Origin of the sequence: uncultured Bradyrhizobium sp. (assembly GCF_947648125.1) — a bacterium.
GTDB lineage: Bacteria > Pseudomonadota > Alphaproteobacteria > Rhizobiales > Xanthobacteraceae > Bradyrhizobium.
This window is the reverse complement of record NZ_CANSMR010000005.1, coordinates 1-12,564: the sequence shown is the minus strand read 5'-3', so window position 1 is coordinate 12,564 and position 12,564 is coordinate 1. Positions and strand designations below refer to the sequence as shown.

At 62.7% G+C, this 12,564-nt stretch carries 17 protein-coding genes and 1 tRNA gene; 8 read left to right on the top strand and 10 right to left on the bottom strand.

Features of this window, described 5'->3' with window-relative positions; translation table 11 throughout:
- Nucleotides 1-38 precede the first annotated feature (38 nt).
- Together Q0030_RS11615 and Q0030_RS11610 are read left to right on the top strand one after the other, a co-directional pair.
- Entirely contained in the window at nucleotides 39-575 is a 537-nt protein-coding gene (locus tag Q0030_RS11615) for a hypothetical protein (protein ID WP_298366686.1), read from the top strand.
- A gap of 8 nt (nucleotides 576-583) precedes the next feature.
- Nucleotides 584-874, top strand: a complete 291-nt coding sequence (locus tag Q0030_RS11610; protein WP_298366683.1) for a hypothetical protein — start codon at nucleotides 584-586, stop codon at nucleotides 872-874.
- Nucleotides 875-943: 69 nt separating this feature from the next.
- Here the strand turns inward: Q0030_RS11610 and Q0030_RS11605 are convergent, their stop codons facing one another.
- Nucleotides 944-1,192 carry a hypothetical protein gene (locus Q0030_RS11605; protein WP_298366681.1) on the bottom strand — a complete coding sequence of 83 codons (249 nt, stop codon included), beginning with the start codon at nucleotides 1,190-1,192 and terminating at the stop codon, nucleotides 944-946.
- Nucleotides 1,193-1,372: 180 nt separating this feature from the next.
- Between Q0030_RS11605 and Q0030_RS11600 the strand changes: the two genes are divergently transcribed.
- Nucleotides 1,373-1,513, top strand: a complete 141-nt coding sequence (locus tag Q0030_RS11600; protein WP_171947715.1) for a hypothetical protein — start codon at nucleotides 1,373-1,375, stop codon at nucleotides 1,511-1,513.
- A gap of 68 nt (nucleotides 1,514-1,581) precedes the next feature.
- Here Q0030_RS11600 and Q0030_RS11595 read toward each other — a convergent pair whose 3' ends face one another.
- On the bottom strand, nucleotides 1,582-1,953 hold the full coding sequence (locus Q0030_RS11595; protein ID WP_097677242.1) for a DUF4118 domain-containing protein: 372 nt from the start codon (nucleotides 1,951-1,953) through the stop codon (nucleotides 1,582-1,584).
- A gap of 180 nt (nucleotides 1,954-2,133) precedes the next feature.
- On the opposite strand from Q0030_RS11595, the gene Q0030_RS11590 reads away from it, so the two are divergent.
- Nucleotides 2,134-2,463 (top strand): hypothetical protein, encoded by a 330-nt coding sequence (locus Q0030_RS11590; protein WP_298366677.1) that lies wholly within the window; start codon nucleotides 2,134-2,136, stop codon nucleotides 2,461-2,463.
- 104 nt (nucleotides 2,464-2,567) lie between these two features.
- On the opposite strand, the gene Q0030_RS11585 is transcribed toward Q0030_RS11590, so the two are convergent.
- Nucleotides 2,568-4,019 carry an amidase family protein gene (locus Q0030_RS11585; RefSeq protein WP_298366674.1) on the bottom strand — a complete coding sequence of 484 codons (1,452 nt, stop codon included), beginning with the start codon at nucleotides 4,017-4,019 and terminating at the stop codon, nucleotides 2,568-2,570.
- 270 nt (nucleotides 4,020-4,289) lie between these two features.
- Between Q0030_RS11585 and Q0030_RS11580 the strand changes: the two genes are divergently transcribed.
- Nucleotides 4,290-5,255, top strand: a complete 966-nt coding sequence (locus Q0030_RS11580) for a hypothetical protein (RefSeq protein ID WP_298366672.1) — start codon at nucleotides 4,290-4,292, stop codon at nucleotides 5,253-5,255.
- 787 nt (nucleotides 5,256-6,042) lie between these two features.
- Here Q0030_RS11580 and Q0030_RS11575 read toward each other — a convergent pair.
- The 3 genes from Q0030_RS11575 to Q0030_RS11565 are packed head-to-tail and all read right to left on the bottom strand — an operon-like array spanning nucleotide 6,043 to nucleotide 6,960.
- A complete protein-coding gene (locus tag Q0030_RS11575) occupies nucleotides 6,043-6,267 on the bottom strand; it encodes a GDCCVxC domain-containing (seleno)protein (protein WP_298366670.1) in 225 nt (74 codons plus the stop codon).
- Between the two features lie 4 nt (nucleotides 6,268-6,271).
- Nucleotides 6,272-6,559 carry a mercury resistance system periplasmic binding protein MerP gene (gene merP, locus Q0030_RS11570; protein WP_298366667.1) on the bottom strand — a complete coding sequence of 96 codons (288 nt, stop codon included), beginning with the start codon at nucleotides 6,557-6,559 and terminating at the stop codon, nucleotides 6,272-6,274.
- A 14-nt stretch (nucleotides 6,560-6,573) separates the two neighbouring features.
- Complete coding sequence (locus Q0030_RS11565) at nucleotides 6,574-6,960, bottom strand: mercuric transporter MerT family protein (protein ID WP_298366665.1); 387 nt, start codon at nucleotides 6,958-6,960, stop codon at nucleotides 6,574-6,576.
- Between the two features lie 48 nt (nucleotides 6,961-7,008).
- Between Q0030_RS11565 and Q0030_RS11560 the strand changes: the two genes are divergently transcribed.
- Nucleotides 7,009-7,440: a helix-turn-helix domain-containing protein gene (locus Q0030_RS11560; protein ID WP_298366663.1), complete on the top strand. Its 432-nt coding sequence runs from the start codon at nucleotides 7,009-7,011 to the stop codon at nucleotides 7,438-7,440.
- Between the two features lie 280 nt (nucleotides 7,441-7,720).
- Here the strand turns inward: Q0030_RS11560 and Q0030_RS11555 are convergent.
- From Q0030_RS11555 to Q0030_RS11545, 3 genes are all read right to left on the bottom strand, one after another.
- Nucleotides 7,721-7,795, bottom strand: a tRNA-Val gene (locus tag Q0030_RS11555).
- A 114-nt stretch (nucleotides 7,796-7,909) separates the two neighbouring features.
- Nucleotides 7,910-9,205: a hypothetical protein gene (locus Q0030_RS11550; RefSeq protein WP_298366660.1), complete on the bottom strand. Its 1,296-nt coding sequence runs from the start codon at nucleotides 9,203-9,205 to the stop codon at nucleotides 7,910-7,912.
- 142 nt (nucleotides 9,206-9,347) lie between these two features.
- Entirely contained in the window at nucleotides 9,348-9,953 is a 606-nt protein-coding gene (locus Q0030_RS11545) for a DUF1134 domain-containing protein (RefSeq protein WP_298366658.1), read from the bottom strand.
- A 153-nt stretch (nucleotides 9,954-10,106) separates the two neighbouring features.
- Between Q0030_RS11545 and Q0030_RS11540 the strand changes: the two genes are divergently transcribed.
- Entirely contained in the window at nucleotides 10,107-10,571 is a 465-nt protein-coding gene (locus tag Q0030_RS11540; protein WP_298366656.1) for a YHS domain-containing (seleno)protein, read from the top strand.
- On the opposite strand, the gene cysQ is transcribed toward Q0030_RS11540, so the two are convergent.
- Entirely contained in the window at nucleotides 10,572-11,399 is an 828-nt protein-coding gene (cysQ, locus tag Q0030_RS11535) for a 3'(2'),5'-bisphosphate nucleotidase CysQ (protein ID WP_298366654.1), read from the bottom strand.
- Between the two features lie 261 nt (nucleotides 11,400-11,660).
- On the opposite strand from cysQ, the gene chpT reads away from it, so the two are divergent.
- Nucleotides 11,661-12,308 (top strand): histidine phosphotransferase ChpT, encoded by a 648-nt coding sequence (chpT, locus tag Q0030_RS11530; RefSeq protein ID WP_298366651.1) that lies wholly within the window; start codon nucleotides 11,661-11,663, stop codon nucleotides 12,306-12,308.
- Nucleotides 12,309-12,564 lie beyond the last annotated feature (256 nt).

Genomic DNA, 12,564 nt, shown 5'->3' with positions numbered 1-12,564 from the left:
CACAGCCGCGGCGGCGGCTCGTCCAGTCGGAGGCGTCAATGCAGACCGAGCTGAACAAGGTGATCGCCGCGGTCGAGGAATTCTATGCGCAGGAGACGTTGCTGCTGGAGCGCGATCTCGGCGAGCGAACGCTCACCCACCGGCTTGCTGTCTATGTCGAGCGGCAGTTTCCCGGCTGGCAGGTCGATTGCAACTACGACCGGCTCGGCGAGCGCACGCTGCGGCTGCCGCGCGGCTCAGGGAGCTCGACCGACGACCATCTCGGCAAGTCGATCTATCCCGATATCGTCGTGCATCAGCGCGACATCCCGAACAATCTGCTGGCCATCGAACTGCGCAAGGACAGCAACCACCAGCCGCTCGACCACGATCAACGCAAGCTGCAGGCGCTGACCGATCCGAATGTCTGGTTTGCCTATGCAATAGGCGTTCTGGTGATCGTCGGACCGCACGGCGTGAGCTTTTCCGAAATCTATGCCGGCGGCGCCATCGACAGCGCCACGTCGCGCTGGTTTGCGGAGCGCATACGCGAGAGCGGGCTCGCGGGTAGGCGCGACGACGGGGCTCAGCGTTAGGCCTGTCGATGAATCTTTCCACCCATCGCAGTGATAGCCCGTTTGGATCATGCGGCGCCGCTGCACGCGCGTCACAACGGAAGGTGCGGGAGGTGGAGCAATTTCTGGAGCTGGTGGTCAATTTTCAGAACGATCCGATGGCGGTGCGGATCATCGGCTCTGCGCCTCTTTCGCTCCCCCTCCCGCACTTGAATTTTCTGGTTCAGTTCTCGCGGCCCCAACACTCACTGCCCCTAGCGGTCAGCGCGTTTGATCGCGACGCGATGGGCGAGGCGGCATCCGCACCGAGACAGCAATAAAAAGGCCGCCTTCGGGCGGCCTTTTCCGTGATCGCCAGATTCGTGGTCGGCTACCGCGATTGTTTCTGTTTATTGCTTGGCTGCATCGTCGCCGGTCGTGGCGGCGCCAGCCTTGGCGTCTCCCTTGGCGCCCCCCTTGGCGCTCGATTTCTTGGCAGTCTTCTTTGCTTTCTTCTTCGGCGCCATCTTGGTCGCCTCGCCCTTCGTCGCCGTGTCACCGCTTTGCGCTGCGGGGGCCGGGCTGGCGGCCTTGTCCTGCGCGAGCGCGGTGGACGAGACGAAGGCAAGCGCCGTGGCGGCGAGGATCAGTGTTCGCATCGGATGGTTCTCCCAAGTTGGTTTCCGGCGCCCCTCAACGGGACAGAATGTCGCAGGTTCCGCGACACCGATCAGCAGTCCGTGAGCTGTGCGTGAACGGCGCAGTCGCCGCGAAAGGGCCGGAACCGGGAACCGCGCGCCGCGTTATGTCGCTGGGCAGGAGTTCCGAGGAGAGACGCCATGCGCTGGCGGTCAATGACGGAAACCACCAATACGGTGCTCGACACCGCCCCCGAGGATACCTTCTACACGGTGGGCTGGACGATCAGCGGGCTGGCGACACTGGCCACCATCGTCGCGGTCTGGATGTTCGGGATCTGAGGGCGAGCGATCCGTGCAGGCGACCGGCTTGCCGGCGCCGGCGGGCGGTCGCGGCCCGCGCCGGGCCGCTATTTCCGCAAAATGGCCAGCGCTTCCCGGTAGAGCTGCGAGAAACCGAGCAGGAGCGCGCTCGACAGCAGGAACGTCGCGATGCTGTCGTAATCGTCGGCCGTCGGCCAGGCGAACTCGAAATAGGGGGGCATGAACACCCACCAGACGATCGGGACCGTGATGATGGTGGCAAAGGCGCCGGCCGGTGCGCCGCCCATCAGGCCGGCGATCAGGATCGCGGGCACGAAGGCCGCGAAATAGAACTGCATGCCGAAGCTCGCGAACATCTCCTGCGTCGCGGTGGCGAGCACCACGGCGAGCAGGGCGACGACGAACGTCGACAATGACCAAGGCCGCAGCTTCAAAATGTAGTCGTTGCCCTTGCGCATCGAGACGTCCCGGCCTCCGCGAGTTGCGGGAAGGTAGCCGAGGAGGCCTGCAAACAAAACCCCGTAGGACTCCGAGGGTCAGCGTTGTGCTCGGCACAGTGAAAAGGAACCGTCCCGGTCAAGCCGCTGCCGCATTGTCGCGCTTATTGCATTGCGGCAGGGTGATGGTGGGACGACACAATGCTGGAATTGCTGATTGTCGTGCTGGTCACCGGGATCGGGTTCGTATCGGGGTACGGCGTGCGCGAGCTGATCTCGCGCCGCAGGCGGCGGTTGCCGCTGCAGGTCAGGGCCGCGCGGCGCCAGGCGCCGGACGATGATACCGCTGCAGCGCTGCTTGCCGCGAATGATGACGTCTCGGTGCGCGGTCGGCGCTGGCCTCCCCACACGCAACAGGCCGATCACGCCACCCCTCCCGATGAACTCGACGGCGCGGTTCGCGACCTGCTCGGCGAACTCGGCCGGCGCACCGCCAAGCCGTCTTCCGCCCCACACCGCCGCCGGCAGTGAGCCGGCATGGCCGCGGCATCGCAGCCGCTGCCGACGGTTCTGATTGTCCCGAAGTCGCTCGGCTCGAGGGCGGTAGCTGTCGCAGCCATCGCCCCTCTCAAGGCCTAAGCCACCCGCGCAACTTCCTGATAGCTCGCCGGTGGCCAGCGATCCGCCCAGGGGCGGGCCGCCTCGAGCTGATAGGCCAGGCCGAACAGCGTGGCCTCCGCGCCTGCGCGCGCGGCGAAGTGGGAGCCGATCGGCAGGTTGTTCGCGCTCCAGTACAGCGGAATGCTCATCGCCGGTATGCCCGCCGCGTTGATCAGCGGGGTGAAGTCCGAATTATCGACGGCGCGCTCGAACAGAGTGTCGAACGGCAGGTCTGTTGCGTGTTCGCCCAGAAGCTTCGCCGGATGACGCGCCACAGGCGACAGCAGCACATCGTAGGCTTCAAAAAATGCGTCCAAGGCTCGGCTGGCTTGCGTCAGCTGAGCGACCGCACCAGCGATCCGCTCCGGCGAAAGCGCCGCCCCTCGGCTTGCGAGCCCCAGCGTCCAGGGCTCAAAGTGTTCGGTGTCGGCGTCGCATCCGATCCATGCGCAAGTCGCTTGGACTGCGCTGGCGGCCAGCACCATCCATGCGTCGAGGAAGGCTTCGATTGCTGCCGGGCCGGAGAATGGCCACGCCGTCGGCTCCACATGGTGGCCCAGGCTCTCGCAAAGTCGGGCAGTGGAGACCAGCGCGTAGTCCACGTCGGTGGCAGCGCGGTTGCCGCTGAAGCCCTCCTGTATCAGACCGACGCGAAGCGGTTTGCTGATCGGATCGCGCACGAACCCCAACGGGCCGAGCTTGGTGTCCGGGTCTTCCGTGAGGCTAAGCATGAGCGCGCTATCGCGCACCGACCGGGTAAGGACATGATTGACTGCGACGTCGGGCAAGTCGAATGGCATGGGTGGAGCGCCATCGCTTCGATTGCGGCCACGGCTCGGCTTGAGGCCGAAGACGCCGTTGTGGCACGCGGGATGACGGATTGATCCGCCCCCATCGCTGGCATGCGCGATCGGCGTCATCCCGGCTGCGACCGCTGCTCCAGCACCTCCCGAAGAGCCACCGGGCGAGCGTGTAAGGTCCCACGGATTATGGGTAGCGCCGAACAGCTTGGGTTCGGTCGCGTCGATCAGCGCGAACTCCGGCGTGTTTGTGCGCCCGACCGTGACCAGACCGACAGCCTCCAGCGCCAGCGCGTAAGGGGAACTGGTCGGCGGGATGAAGTCGGCGAGCGCGCGGCATCCAAATGTGTTCGGCGTGCCCGCCACCGACAGCACATCCTTGATCAGAAACGGAACACCAGCGAGAGAACCTGACAGGGCGGGGCTCGCAGCGCGCTTGCGCGCCTGGGCGTAGAGTTTGTGGGTGACTGCGTTGAGCGCCGGGTTGGTCGCCTCGATCCTTGCGATGGCGGCTTCAACAAGCTCGCTTGCGCTGATCTGACCGGATCGAACCAGATCGGCCTGGGCGATAGCGTCCAGCCTTGCGAGCGCGCCATTGCCGCCCGAGTGAACCTGGCTCTGCGACATGCGTGCCCACTCATTGTTCTTGCCGAGGCAGTTCAGACTATCGGCCCATGCGGGGCGCGGGCAAGTCCGAGTTGGCGGAATGGGCAAATGACCGCTTGCCCGCCAGGCCACGCGGCGCGCGGCGCACGCTTCATATGCGGCTAAGCCCGCCGCGCGCTGCTTGCCATAAGCAACGCATCGACTAGAGTTGCATTTTGCTGCACCCACTACTCGAAGAATCGATTCAATCTCACCGCCATGCAGCGGCTTCCCTTTTTGAAAGTGACAACTATGCGAAAGACCGTGCTGTTTGCCTTGACGATTCTAGCCATATGCAGCGAAGCCAAGGCCGACTGTCTGGCGGCACTGAAGCCGGATCAAATCAAGATCGAGGACAATTTCGCGTTTGAATATCAGTTCTTGAAGACGATCAATCAATCAAACTATGCAGAGCATCAGGCTAACGGCAATGCCGGAGCACAGTATCTTGGGATATCGGGCGATGTAGGGTTTTCGGAATTCGACAAGAAGCGCTCGGAATTTTTCTCGCATTTCGACGAGAAAGTTCAAAATCGGATCAGTTCGAATTATGTGTTCAATGGGTTGTCGGCGCTGGGATATCGAGCGTACTCGGATTGCATCAGGCAGAACGCCCCGCTTAGCGCATGGATTGAGGATTACAACGAATCACAAGTCATCGCGCGCGTGAAATCTTACGCGCCGAGCGGTTACAAGACGAACCTGGTTGTAAGCGTACCGTCGAATCCCAAACCGCGACCGTTTGTCGGCGCGGGAGAGCAACAGCTCGTATTCAATCGGCCGAAGGGCGACGATCTGCTCGTATCGATTCAGCTCGATGACGAGAAAGGAAACCCGTACGCCTCCGCGGTTCTGAAACTCGGCAGACCACTCCACCTCAGGAAGGTGCGTCGCGAGGAGGTCGTTCATCTACCCGGGCATTGCGGTGCGGGGTGCCAAGGTCATGAAAACGGATGCCAGAACACTCAGGATATCGATGCAACCCCGAGGTTCGGATATCAATTCGCCCGTGATCCCAAGTTCACAGTGGTCCCCAACCCGCCCGGAGTCCCCGGTTCGATCGCTCACTTGGAGCACAAGATGGATATTGGACCTGACAAGCTGAAGGTCGACTTCTCCTGCGTAGCCGACAACCCGCATGGGCAGAAGTTTGTCTATCTGGACGTCTCAATTACCCAGTTCAGGGATGTGATTGAGGAAGAATTGCCGACGCAGTGATTGCGGCGGCCGCTGACGCGGGCTTGGGTCGTCCGGTGGCACATCGCCCCGGACGATCCCCATCCCGCCGGTGCTTTGCCCGACGCGTCAATCAAGTTCCGGGGATGGCATAACCCATTGATCCGGCTTGCGTCGGCTACTGTGCATGGGGTTTTTTCGACATTTTTGATGAGCCGGTCCCGAAGGGCACCAGAATGTCGGCAATCGTCCACACCCGGTGGTTCAGGAAGGGGAATGGTGGACGCACAAGGGATCGAACCTTGGACCTCTCCCGTGTGAAGGCTGCGGGTGTGTTTTTTACGCCAACAAAGTCAATTGCTTAGTAGTTGCGTTGTGGGCGATGCACGGGAAATGCACGGCTGTATGCTCGGACTGTCGCGCGGCGGGCTACGTCTCGCCTTACAAACCTAAGAGAATTTGCCCCAGGTCCGTTCCGTTGCCCACCATATGAGTCCGCTGCCGCCGAGAGTGAACACACCCAAGGTAATCCATCCATAAATCCCTGCGGAAACGAACCCAAAGCCCAACAAGGCAACGGGTGCGATCATCGCAAGATAATTAAGGTCCAGTGTATCGGCAGTGCGTGCGATTACACCGCCTCGCATTCAACAAGCACGCCGTGCCCATCCAGGCGAGGGCGATGATCCAGATCACGGCGCGAAAAGATACCGAGACAAACAGACCGGCAAGAATAGCTGCTTTAGGCATCCACCACGCCAGCGAACTGGTGTAGACGCCGCCAAGCCAGTCTCGGGAGGCTTGGCTTGGTGCGTTGGTCATCGCCTGTTCACGCGCAGCAAGAGGCGGTCCCTGGTTCGCCGGAACGGACAGCCTGAATTGGCGGACAGGGCACTGAGCCGTAGGAGCAGAATACGCAGCAATCGCCTGCCTTGGGCTTCAGCTTTGTCCCACAGCCGGTGCATTCGTAGAAGAACTGACAAGCGTCGGTTGGCATCGTCTCCGCTTTGGCGGTCGCACAATACGGACAGGTGATAGTCGATTGAAGTAGCATTGGATCAGCTCTTCGGTGCGGACGGATAACCCGCCTTCGTGGTCGCCGAGGTAAGTTGGTTCACGTCAGCCTTGGCGTCGTCGTAGATGACCGTTGCCGTCTTGTCCTTGTAGGACACCGCTACTTTCGCAACGCCGGGGACGGCTTCCAGACTGCCCTTGACGATGGAAGGACAGGCCGCGCAATCCATGTTCTTTACAGCCAATGTAAGGGTTTTCTCTGCTGCCAGCACTGAAGACGACGCGATGATACCTAGGGCAAATGCTGCTGCGGCGAGGGGGTGCTTGTTCATGGGAAATTCTCCGGTCAAGAGTTGAAAAAAAGCGGCGCGATGAAGTCGAGGCCGAGCGCGGCGACGACGAGGATCGTTGCGAGGATGAGGCTTGTCTTGACGATGCGGCTTGGCAGCGGACGTGCGCAGGCTTCACCGTTAGCGCAGCCGCGCGTTGATGAGCGGTGAACTAGCCAATAGCCATATCCGAGGAGCGCAAGCGTCGCGGTTATGAAGTACGGCTGATAGGCTGCTAGCTGGGTGAAATTCCCAATCCATGCCCCACTGACCCCAAGGCCGAACAGGACGAGGGGCAAGATGCAACAAGACGAAGCCGCAAGCGCCCCGAGCAGCCCACTCACCGCTATGAGACCTTGCTGCCGCCGGTTGTCGCCAATGTGATCAGCTTGATTGATTGTCATGGGGTAAACCGTACATCCTGTAGTGACTACAGGATCAAGGACGATTTCATGCGGACCATCACGTCTTCGGGAGCCGAAAACATCTCAATCGGCGAGTTGTCCAAGCATAGCGGCGTGAACATCGAGACCATCCGCTATTACGAGCGCATCAAAATGCTGCCGCCGCCACCACGCACGGCAAGCGGGCGGCGGGTCTATGGGCCAGCCGAAAAGCGGTCATTGGCTTTCATCCGGCGTTCCCGTGACCTCGGCTTCACGCTTGAGGAAATTCGAGCCATGCTGGCTCTAGGGGGGCCAGAACGTGCATCGTGCGCCGACGTGCACAAGATAGCGAGCGCACATCTGGCGAGCGTTCGCAGCAAGCTCTCCGACCTTGTTAAGCTCGAAACTATCTTGGCGGAAACGGTCGCTCGATGCTCTGAGGGCGCTACTCCCGATTGCCCGGTGCTCGATATTCTGGATGCTGGTCGGGATGGCTAGATCATATATCAGATACATGTCCGCTGTAGGCCTATCGCGACATTTCGCTACGCTGATTGAAGGGCTCGTTGTCAGGTCCGAACCGACCGGCTAGGGCGGTTCTCGACTATATCGGTGAGCAGCGGGACCAACGCCTCATGACGGCACGCCGGAAATGGCGGAACCCATTGATCCGGCTCGTATCGGCTACTTTGCATGGGGTTGTTTTCGACATTTTTGATGAGGCGGTCCCGAAGGGCACCAGAATGTCGACAAGTACCCGGCGGTTCAGGACGGGGAATGGTGGACGCACAAGGGATCGAACCTTGGACCTCTCCCGTGTGAAGGGAACGCTCTCCCGCTGAGCTATGCGTCCGGGATCTGACGTGCCAAAGGCCGCTGGTCGGCGGCCGGTCGAAAAGTGGCGCTTCGTCAGAGCGTGCGATTTACGAAGTGCCGGGTAGGGGTGTCAAGCCAAACCCTGCGGGAATTAAGCCCCTTGCTGGCGGGCGCGGGAGGCGTGTGACTGCAGGGCTCGGATGCGCTCCGCGAGCGTGCCGCCGCCTTCGGGCATGCCGCTGCCCGGTGGGACGCCATTCGCGGCACCGTTTGCGGGCTTGGCGGCCGCCTTGGCCGGCACGGTCGGCTCCGCCGCCAGCATGGCCTCGATCGCCGAATTGGGGCCCTCGAGCTGGATTGCGAGCTTGGCCACCTCGGCGGCGATGTCGTTGATGCGCTCGCGCAGCAGCGCGTTCTCCATCCGCTCGGTCGCCCAGGAGCTCTCGGCCTGCTGCTGGATCGCGTTGATATCGCGCTGCAGCTTGCCGCGATCGTCGCGGGCGATGCGCAGCTGCTCTTCGACCGCGGCCTTCTCCTGGCGCAGCCTCTCGAGCACGGACGATTTGCCGCCGGTTGTCGCAGCGATCTCCTCGCGCAGCTCCTGCACCGTCCGCTCGGCGGCGGCGTTGGCTTGCTTGAGCTGGCCATTCTCGAATTCGCGTTCGGCCAGCAGCTTGCCCTGGGTCGCAAGCCGGGTCTCGAGGTCGGTGACGCGGTTGCCGAGCATCTCGGCTTCCTTGACCTGGACGATCAGCTGGCGGTCGAGATCGGTGACCCGCTGGCTCAGATTCTCGACCCGGCCGCGCGCGTCGGTGAGCTCGCGCGTTGCGGTCTCCGACTGGTTGCGCTCCTGGGCGAGCCGGGCCTCGGTTGCCGCAAACTCCCTGGCGGCATCGCCGACACGGTTCTTCAACTCCTCGACCTGGGTCCGCACCGCGACCAGTTCGATCTGGCGGCTGTCCGCCGTCATCGAGCGGTCGCTGAGCTCGGCGTTGATCTTGCCAAGCTCGCCCTGCTTGTCGGTCAGCGCCTGCTCCGCGTTGCGCAGCAGCTCGGTCTTGGCAGAAAACTCTTCCTCGGTGGCGCGAAGCTGCTCCTTCATCGCCTTCTCGCGCGCCTCCAGCGCGAAGATCGCGGCGTTCTTCTCGCCGAGCTCGATCTTCATGCGGTTGATCGCATCGGTCTTCTTGCCGAGCTCGGCGAGCTGGCTCGTGGTCTTGCTCTTGAGCTGGTCGACGCTCATCTCGAGCCGGCGGGCCGACATGGCGAACTCGGCGCGGAGCTGGTCCTTGTCGGCCTGGATCTCGGCCATCGACAGCGGGGTGGCCGCCTCCATGCGGCGCGTGGTCAGCCGCACCGCCCGGTTATGCACCAGCGGAACGATCATCAGGCCACACAGCATCGAGATCAGGAAACCGATCGCCGCGTACATGATCGGCTCGATCATGAAGGGTCACTCCAAAGAAAGCAGGAATTTGTTAATCACAATGCCACGGCGGGCCGGCCAAAGGCCAGCCCGTTTGCCGCGTTAACCTGAATCGCTAACCGTTCCGGAGCGCCCGGCACAATCACCCGATCGGCGCAGTGACCTAGAACGGGTTCCAGGTCGCGCGCGGGGTGAATTTGAGATAGCCGACGCTGGCGCCGAGCCGCAAGCCGATGCCCGAGCGAATCGGCACCAGCACGATGTTGTTGGCGGTCAGCGCCGTCATGCCGAAGCCGCCGACGATATAGGCCGAGCCGTCGATGCCGACGAAGCGCTGATAGATCGCCTGCGTCGAGGGCAGGTTGTAGACCAGCGTCATGGTGCGGGCGCCGTCGCCGCCCCAGTCGAATCCGACCGAAGGACCCTGCCAATAGACCCGGAGGTCGCCGGCGTTCTTGGTGTAGAGCGTGCCTTCGCCATAGCGCAGCCCGGCCACGAACGCGCCGGAGCCTTCCTCGCCGAGCACGTAGCCGTTGGGCAGGCCCCATTGGCTGACGGCGCGCTCGATGACCGAGGCAAGCCCGCGCGAGACGTTGCCGAAGAACTTGTGTCCGGCACCGACCAGTTCGTCGGGCCCGTAAGTATACGGGGTCTGTTCACGCTGCGGCGGTGGATATTGCGGTGGTGGGGGCTGCTGCGCGGACGCCCCTGCGCTCCAGCACATCAGCGCGGCAAACGCGACCGCGGCAAGGCGTGATGCGAAAGTCATAAAGAACCCCTGCTATCGAATTCCGGGCGTTGCTCTTTAACCTGATGCCAACAGGCACGGCTCTAGGTTGCGCCCAGTGTCCCCTCGACTCGGATGTTATCGGTATCAACTATGACGGCACAACGGCAGGAAAGATATGGATCGTGCCGGGGCATGGCGATTTTCGGCCTGTTGGCGGGCATTTTAACGGCCATCGGGCCCTCTTTGCCGGTTCAGGCCACGACGACCGAGCGCGTGGTGACGAACCGCTACTCTGGCCTTGCGATCGAGGGATTCGATCCCGTCGCCTATTTCACCGATGCCGCCGCCACCCAGGGACGGCCGGAATACGAGGCCGCCGACAGCGGCGTGGTCTGGCGTTTCCGCAACGAAGGCAACCGCGCCTCGTTCGTGGCACATCCTGAAATCTATGGCCCGCAGTTCGGCGGCTACGATCCGACCGATCTGGTGCGGGGCGTGACCTGCGCCGGCAATCCGCGCTTCTGGGCCGTCATCGGGAACAGGCTTTATCTGTTCAACCGGGAACACAGCCGCGACGCCTTCGCCGCCGATCCCGCGCGCTTCCTGAAGGAAGCCGCGGCGCGCTGGCCGGAGCTGGAAGAAAGCCTCGCGCAGTAATTACAATGCTGCGGCTGGGTCGCCCCACGCGATGAATTCCGGCACCAGAAAGTCTTCGCGGCCTAACCCAAAATGCAATGGGCGCCCGTTCGAATCGGTCACCTTGCCGCCGGCCGCAACGACGACCGCGTGACCGGCCGCCACATCCCATTCGGACGTCGGCGAGAGGCGGGGATAGATATCGACCTCGCCCTCGGCGACGCGGCCGAACTTGACGGCCGAGCCCAGCACGGCGCGCACCGCGCCGCCGCGTTCGTCGATGAAGGCTTCGGTGCGCGCATCGCCATGCGAACGGCTGACCGCAACGGTCCAAGGCGCGCCGCGTGGCGGGCAGCGGCGGCTCTTGATCGGCACCGCCCGCGAAACCGCGCCATTCTGCAGCGTCAACCGCTCCGCACCCCTGCCGACGATGCCGCGCCAGATCAGCCCCAGCGCGGGCGCACCGACGATGCCGAGCAGCGGCACGCCCTGCGTGACCAGCGCCACATTGACGGTGAATTCGTTGCGGCCAGCGACGAACTCCTTGGTGCCGTCGAGCGGATCGATCAGGAAAAAACTGTCCTTGTAGGGCGGCGTCGCCAGATGGACGCGCTCCTCCGACAGCAGCGACACATGCGGCGTCAGCCGCGTCAGCCCTTCGACGATGATGTGATCGGCGGCGAGGTCGGCCTCGGTGACCGGCGAGCCGTCACTCTTGCCGGTGACGCTCATGGCGGATCGGTTGACCGCAAGAATCGCCTCGCCGGCCTGGATCACCAGTTCGGTCAGCGATTCGAGCAGCGTGGCGGCAGCCTCGCAACCGATCAGGGACGGCTGTGCCTTATTCATGGGCGGGTCTCATATCCTGTTTGTGTTCCCTGAGATCGCGATGCGATGCAAGGCATCGCATCGCGATCTCATCCCCTTGTTTGAGCATGATCTTTTCGGAAAACCGGTTTCCACTTTGCGCTAACGCGGCCGTTCCGGTCCGGATCATGCTTTATCAGTCCCGCCGCAAGCTGGCAGCATCCGTCTGCGCGGTGTATCAAGCCGACAGGCATGCGTGATTCGCACTCCTCCCGCGGCGTGCGGCTTTCCAGGAAACAATCTATGTCTGGCACTTCGTCTCCCGGTCCCGCTCCCGATGCACTCGAACTCGCGGCGCTGTTGTGTTCGCGGGTCTGTCACGATCTCATCAGTCCGGTCGGGGCGATCGTCAATGGGCTTGAGGTCCTTGACGACAATCCCAAGCCCGAAGACCGCGACTTTGCGCTCGATCTGATCCGCAAGAGCGCCAAGACCGCTTCGGCGCGGCTGCAGTTCTGCCGGCTGGCGTTCGGTGCCGCGGGTTCCTCCGGCGCGCAGATCGACCTCGGCGATGCCCAGAACATGGCGAAGGGGCATATCGAGGACGGCAAGGTGACGCTGACCTGGAATTTGCCGCGGCTGCTGTTGCCCAAGAACCGCGTCAAGCTGCTGTTGAACATGCTGGTCATCGCGCAGCAGACGATACCGCGCGGCGGCACACTCACCATCGATCCGGTCGGCGAGGGCGAGACGATGAGCTTCCGCATTCTGGCCGCGGGCCTCAATGCGCGGGTGCCGCAGAACATCGTCGACCTGCTCAATGCAAGCTCGTCCAACACGGTCGATGCGCACGCGGTGCAGCCGCACTACACGCGCCTCTTGGCTGATGCCTGCGGGTTGAAAGTGACGCTCGCGCTCGACGGCGACAAGGTCATTATCTTAGCGTCCTGAACGCGGCCGCGGGAACATCATTAAGCAAAAGTTACGACCGGCCGCACGATTCGATCGTGCGGCCTTATCTCTTTGTTGATCCCGTTCTTTTCCAATTACTCAACCAAACTTAAACGCTTTGCGGAGAAGCTGACCCAAGTTCCGGCCGGCGCGTCGATGTTGCGCGCCGCAGCGTTTTCGGCGTTTTTCGAAGGTTGGTTTCATGGACGATCTGTTGCGCGAGTTCCTGACGGAGAGCAGCGAGAGCCTGGATACG

Coding starts and splice junctions, on each gene's coding strand:
- Q0030_RS11615 (WP_298366686.1), top strand. CDS start 39: ATGCAGACCGAGCTGAACAAGGTGATCGCCGCGGTCGAGGAATTCTAT.
- Q0030_RS11610 (WP_298366683.1), top strand. CDS start 584: ATGAATCTTTCCACCCATCGCAGTGATAGCCCGTTTGGATCATGCGGC.
- Q0030_RS11605 (WP_298366681.1), bottom strand. CDS start 1,192: ATGCGAACACTGATCCTCGCCGCCACGGCGCTTGCCTTCGTCTCGTCC.
- Q0030_RS11600 (WP_171947715.1), top strand. CDS start 1,373: ATGCGCTGGCGGTCAATGACGGAAACCACCAATACGGTGCTCGACACC.
- Q0030_RS11595 (WP_097677242.1), bottom strand. CDS start 1,953: ATGCGCAAGGGCAACGACTACATTTTGAAGCTGCGGCCTTGGTCATTG.
- Q0030_RS11590 (WP_298366677.1), top strand. CDS start 2,134: ATGCTGGAATTGCTGATTGTCGTGCTGGTCACCGGGATCGGGTTCGTA.
- Q0030_RS11585 (WP_298366674.1), bottom strand. CDS start 4,019: ATGTCGCAGAGCCAGGTTCACTCGGGCGGCAATGGCGCGCTCGCAAGG.
- Q0030_RS11580 (WP_298366672.1), top strand. CDS start 4,290: ATGCGAAAGACCGTGCTGTTTGCCTTGACGATTCTAGCCATATGCAGC.
- Q0030_RS11575 (WP_298366670.1), bottom strand. CDS start 6,267: ATGCTACTTCAATCGACTATCACCTGTCCGTATTGTGCGACCGCCAAA.
- merP (WP_298366667.1), bottom strand. CDS start 6,559: ATGAACAAGCACCCCCTCGCCGCAGCAGCATTTGCCCTAGGTATCATC.
- Q0030_RS11565 (WP_298366665.1), bottom strand. CDS start 6,960: ATGACAATCAATCAAGCTGATCACATTGGCGACAACCGGCGGCAGCAA.
- Q0030_RS11560 (WP_298366663.1), top strand. CDS start 7,009: ATGCGGACCATCACGTCTTCGGGAGCCGAAAACATCTCAATCGGCGAG.
- Q0030_RS11550 (WP_298366660.1), bottom strand. CDS start 9,205: ATGATCGAGCCGATCATGTACGCGGCGATCGGTTTCCTGATCTCGATG.
- Q0030_RS11545 (WP_298366658.1), bottom strand. CDS start 9,953: ATGACTTTCGCATCACGCCTTGCCGCGGTCGCGTTTGCCGCGCTGATG.
- Q0030_RS11540 (WP_298366656.1), top strand. CDS start 10,107: ATGGCGATTTTCGGCCTGTTGGCGGGCATTTTAACGGCCATCGGGCCC.
- cysQ (WP_298366654.1), bottom strand. CDS start 11,399: ATGAATAAGGCACAGCCGTCCCTGATCGGTTGCGAGGCTGCCGCCACG.
- chpT (WP_298366651.1), top strand. CDS start 11,661: ATGTCTGGCACTTCGTCTCCCGGTCCCGCTCCCGATGCACTCGAACTC.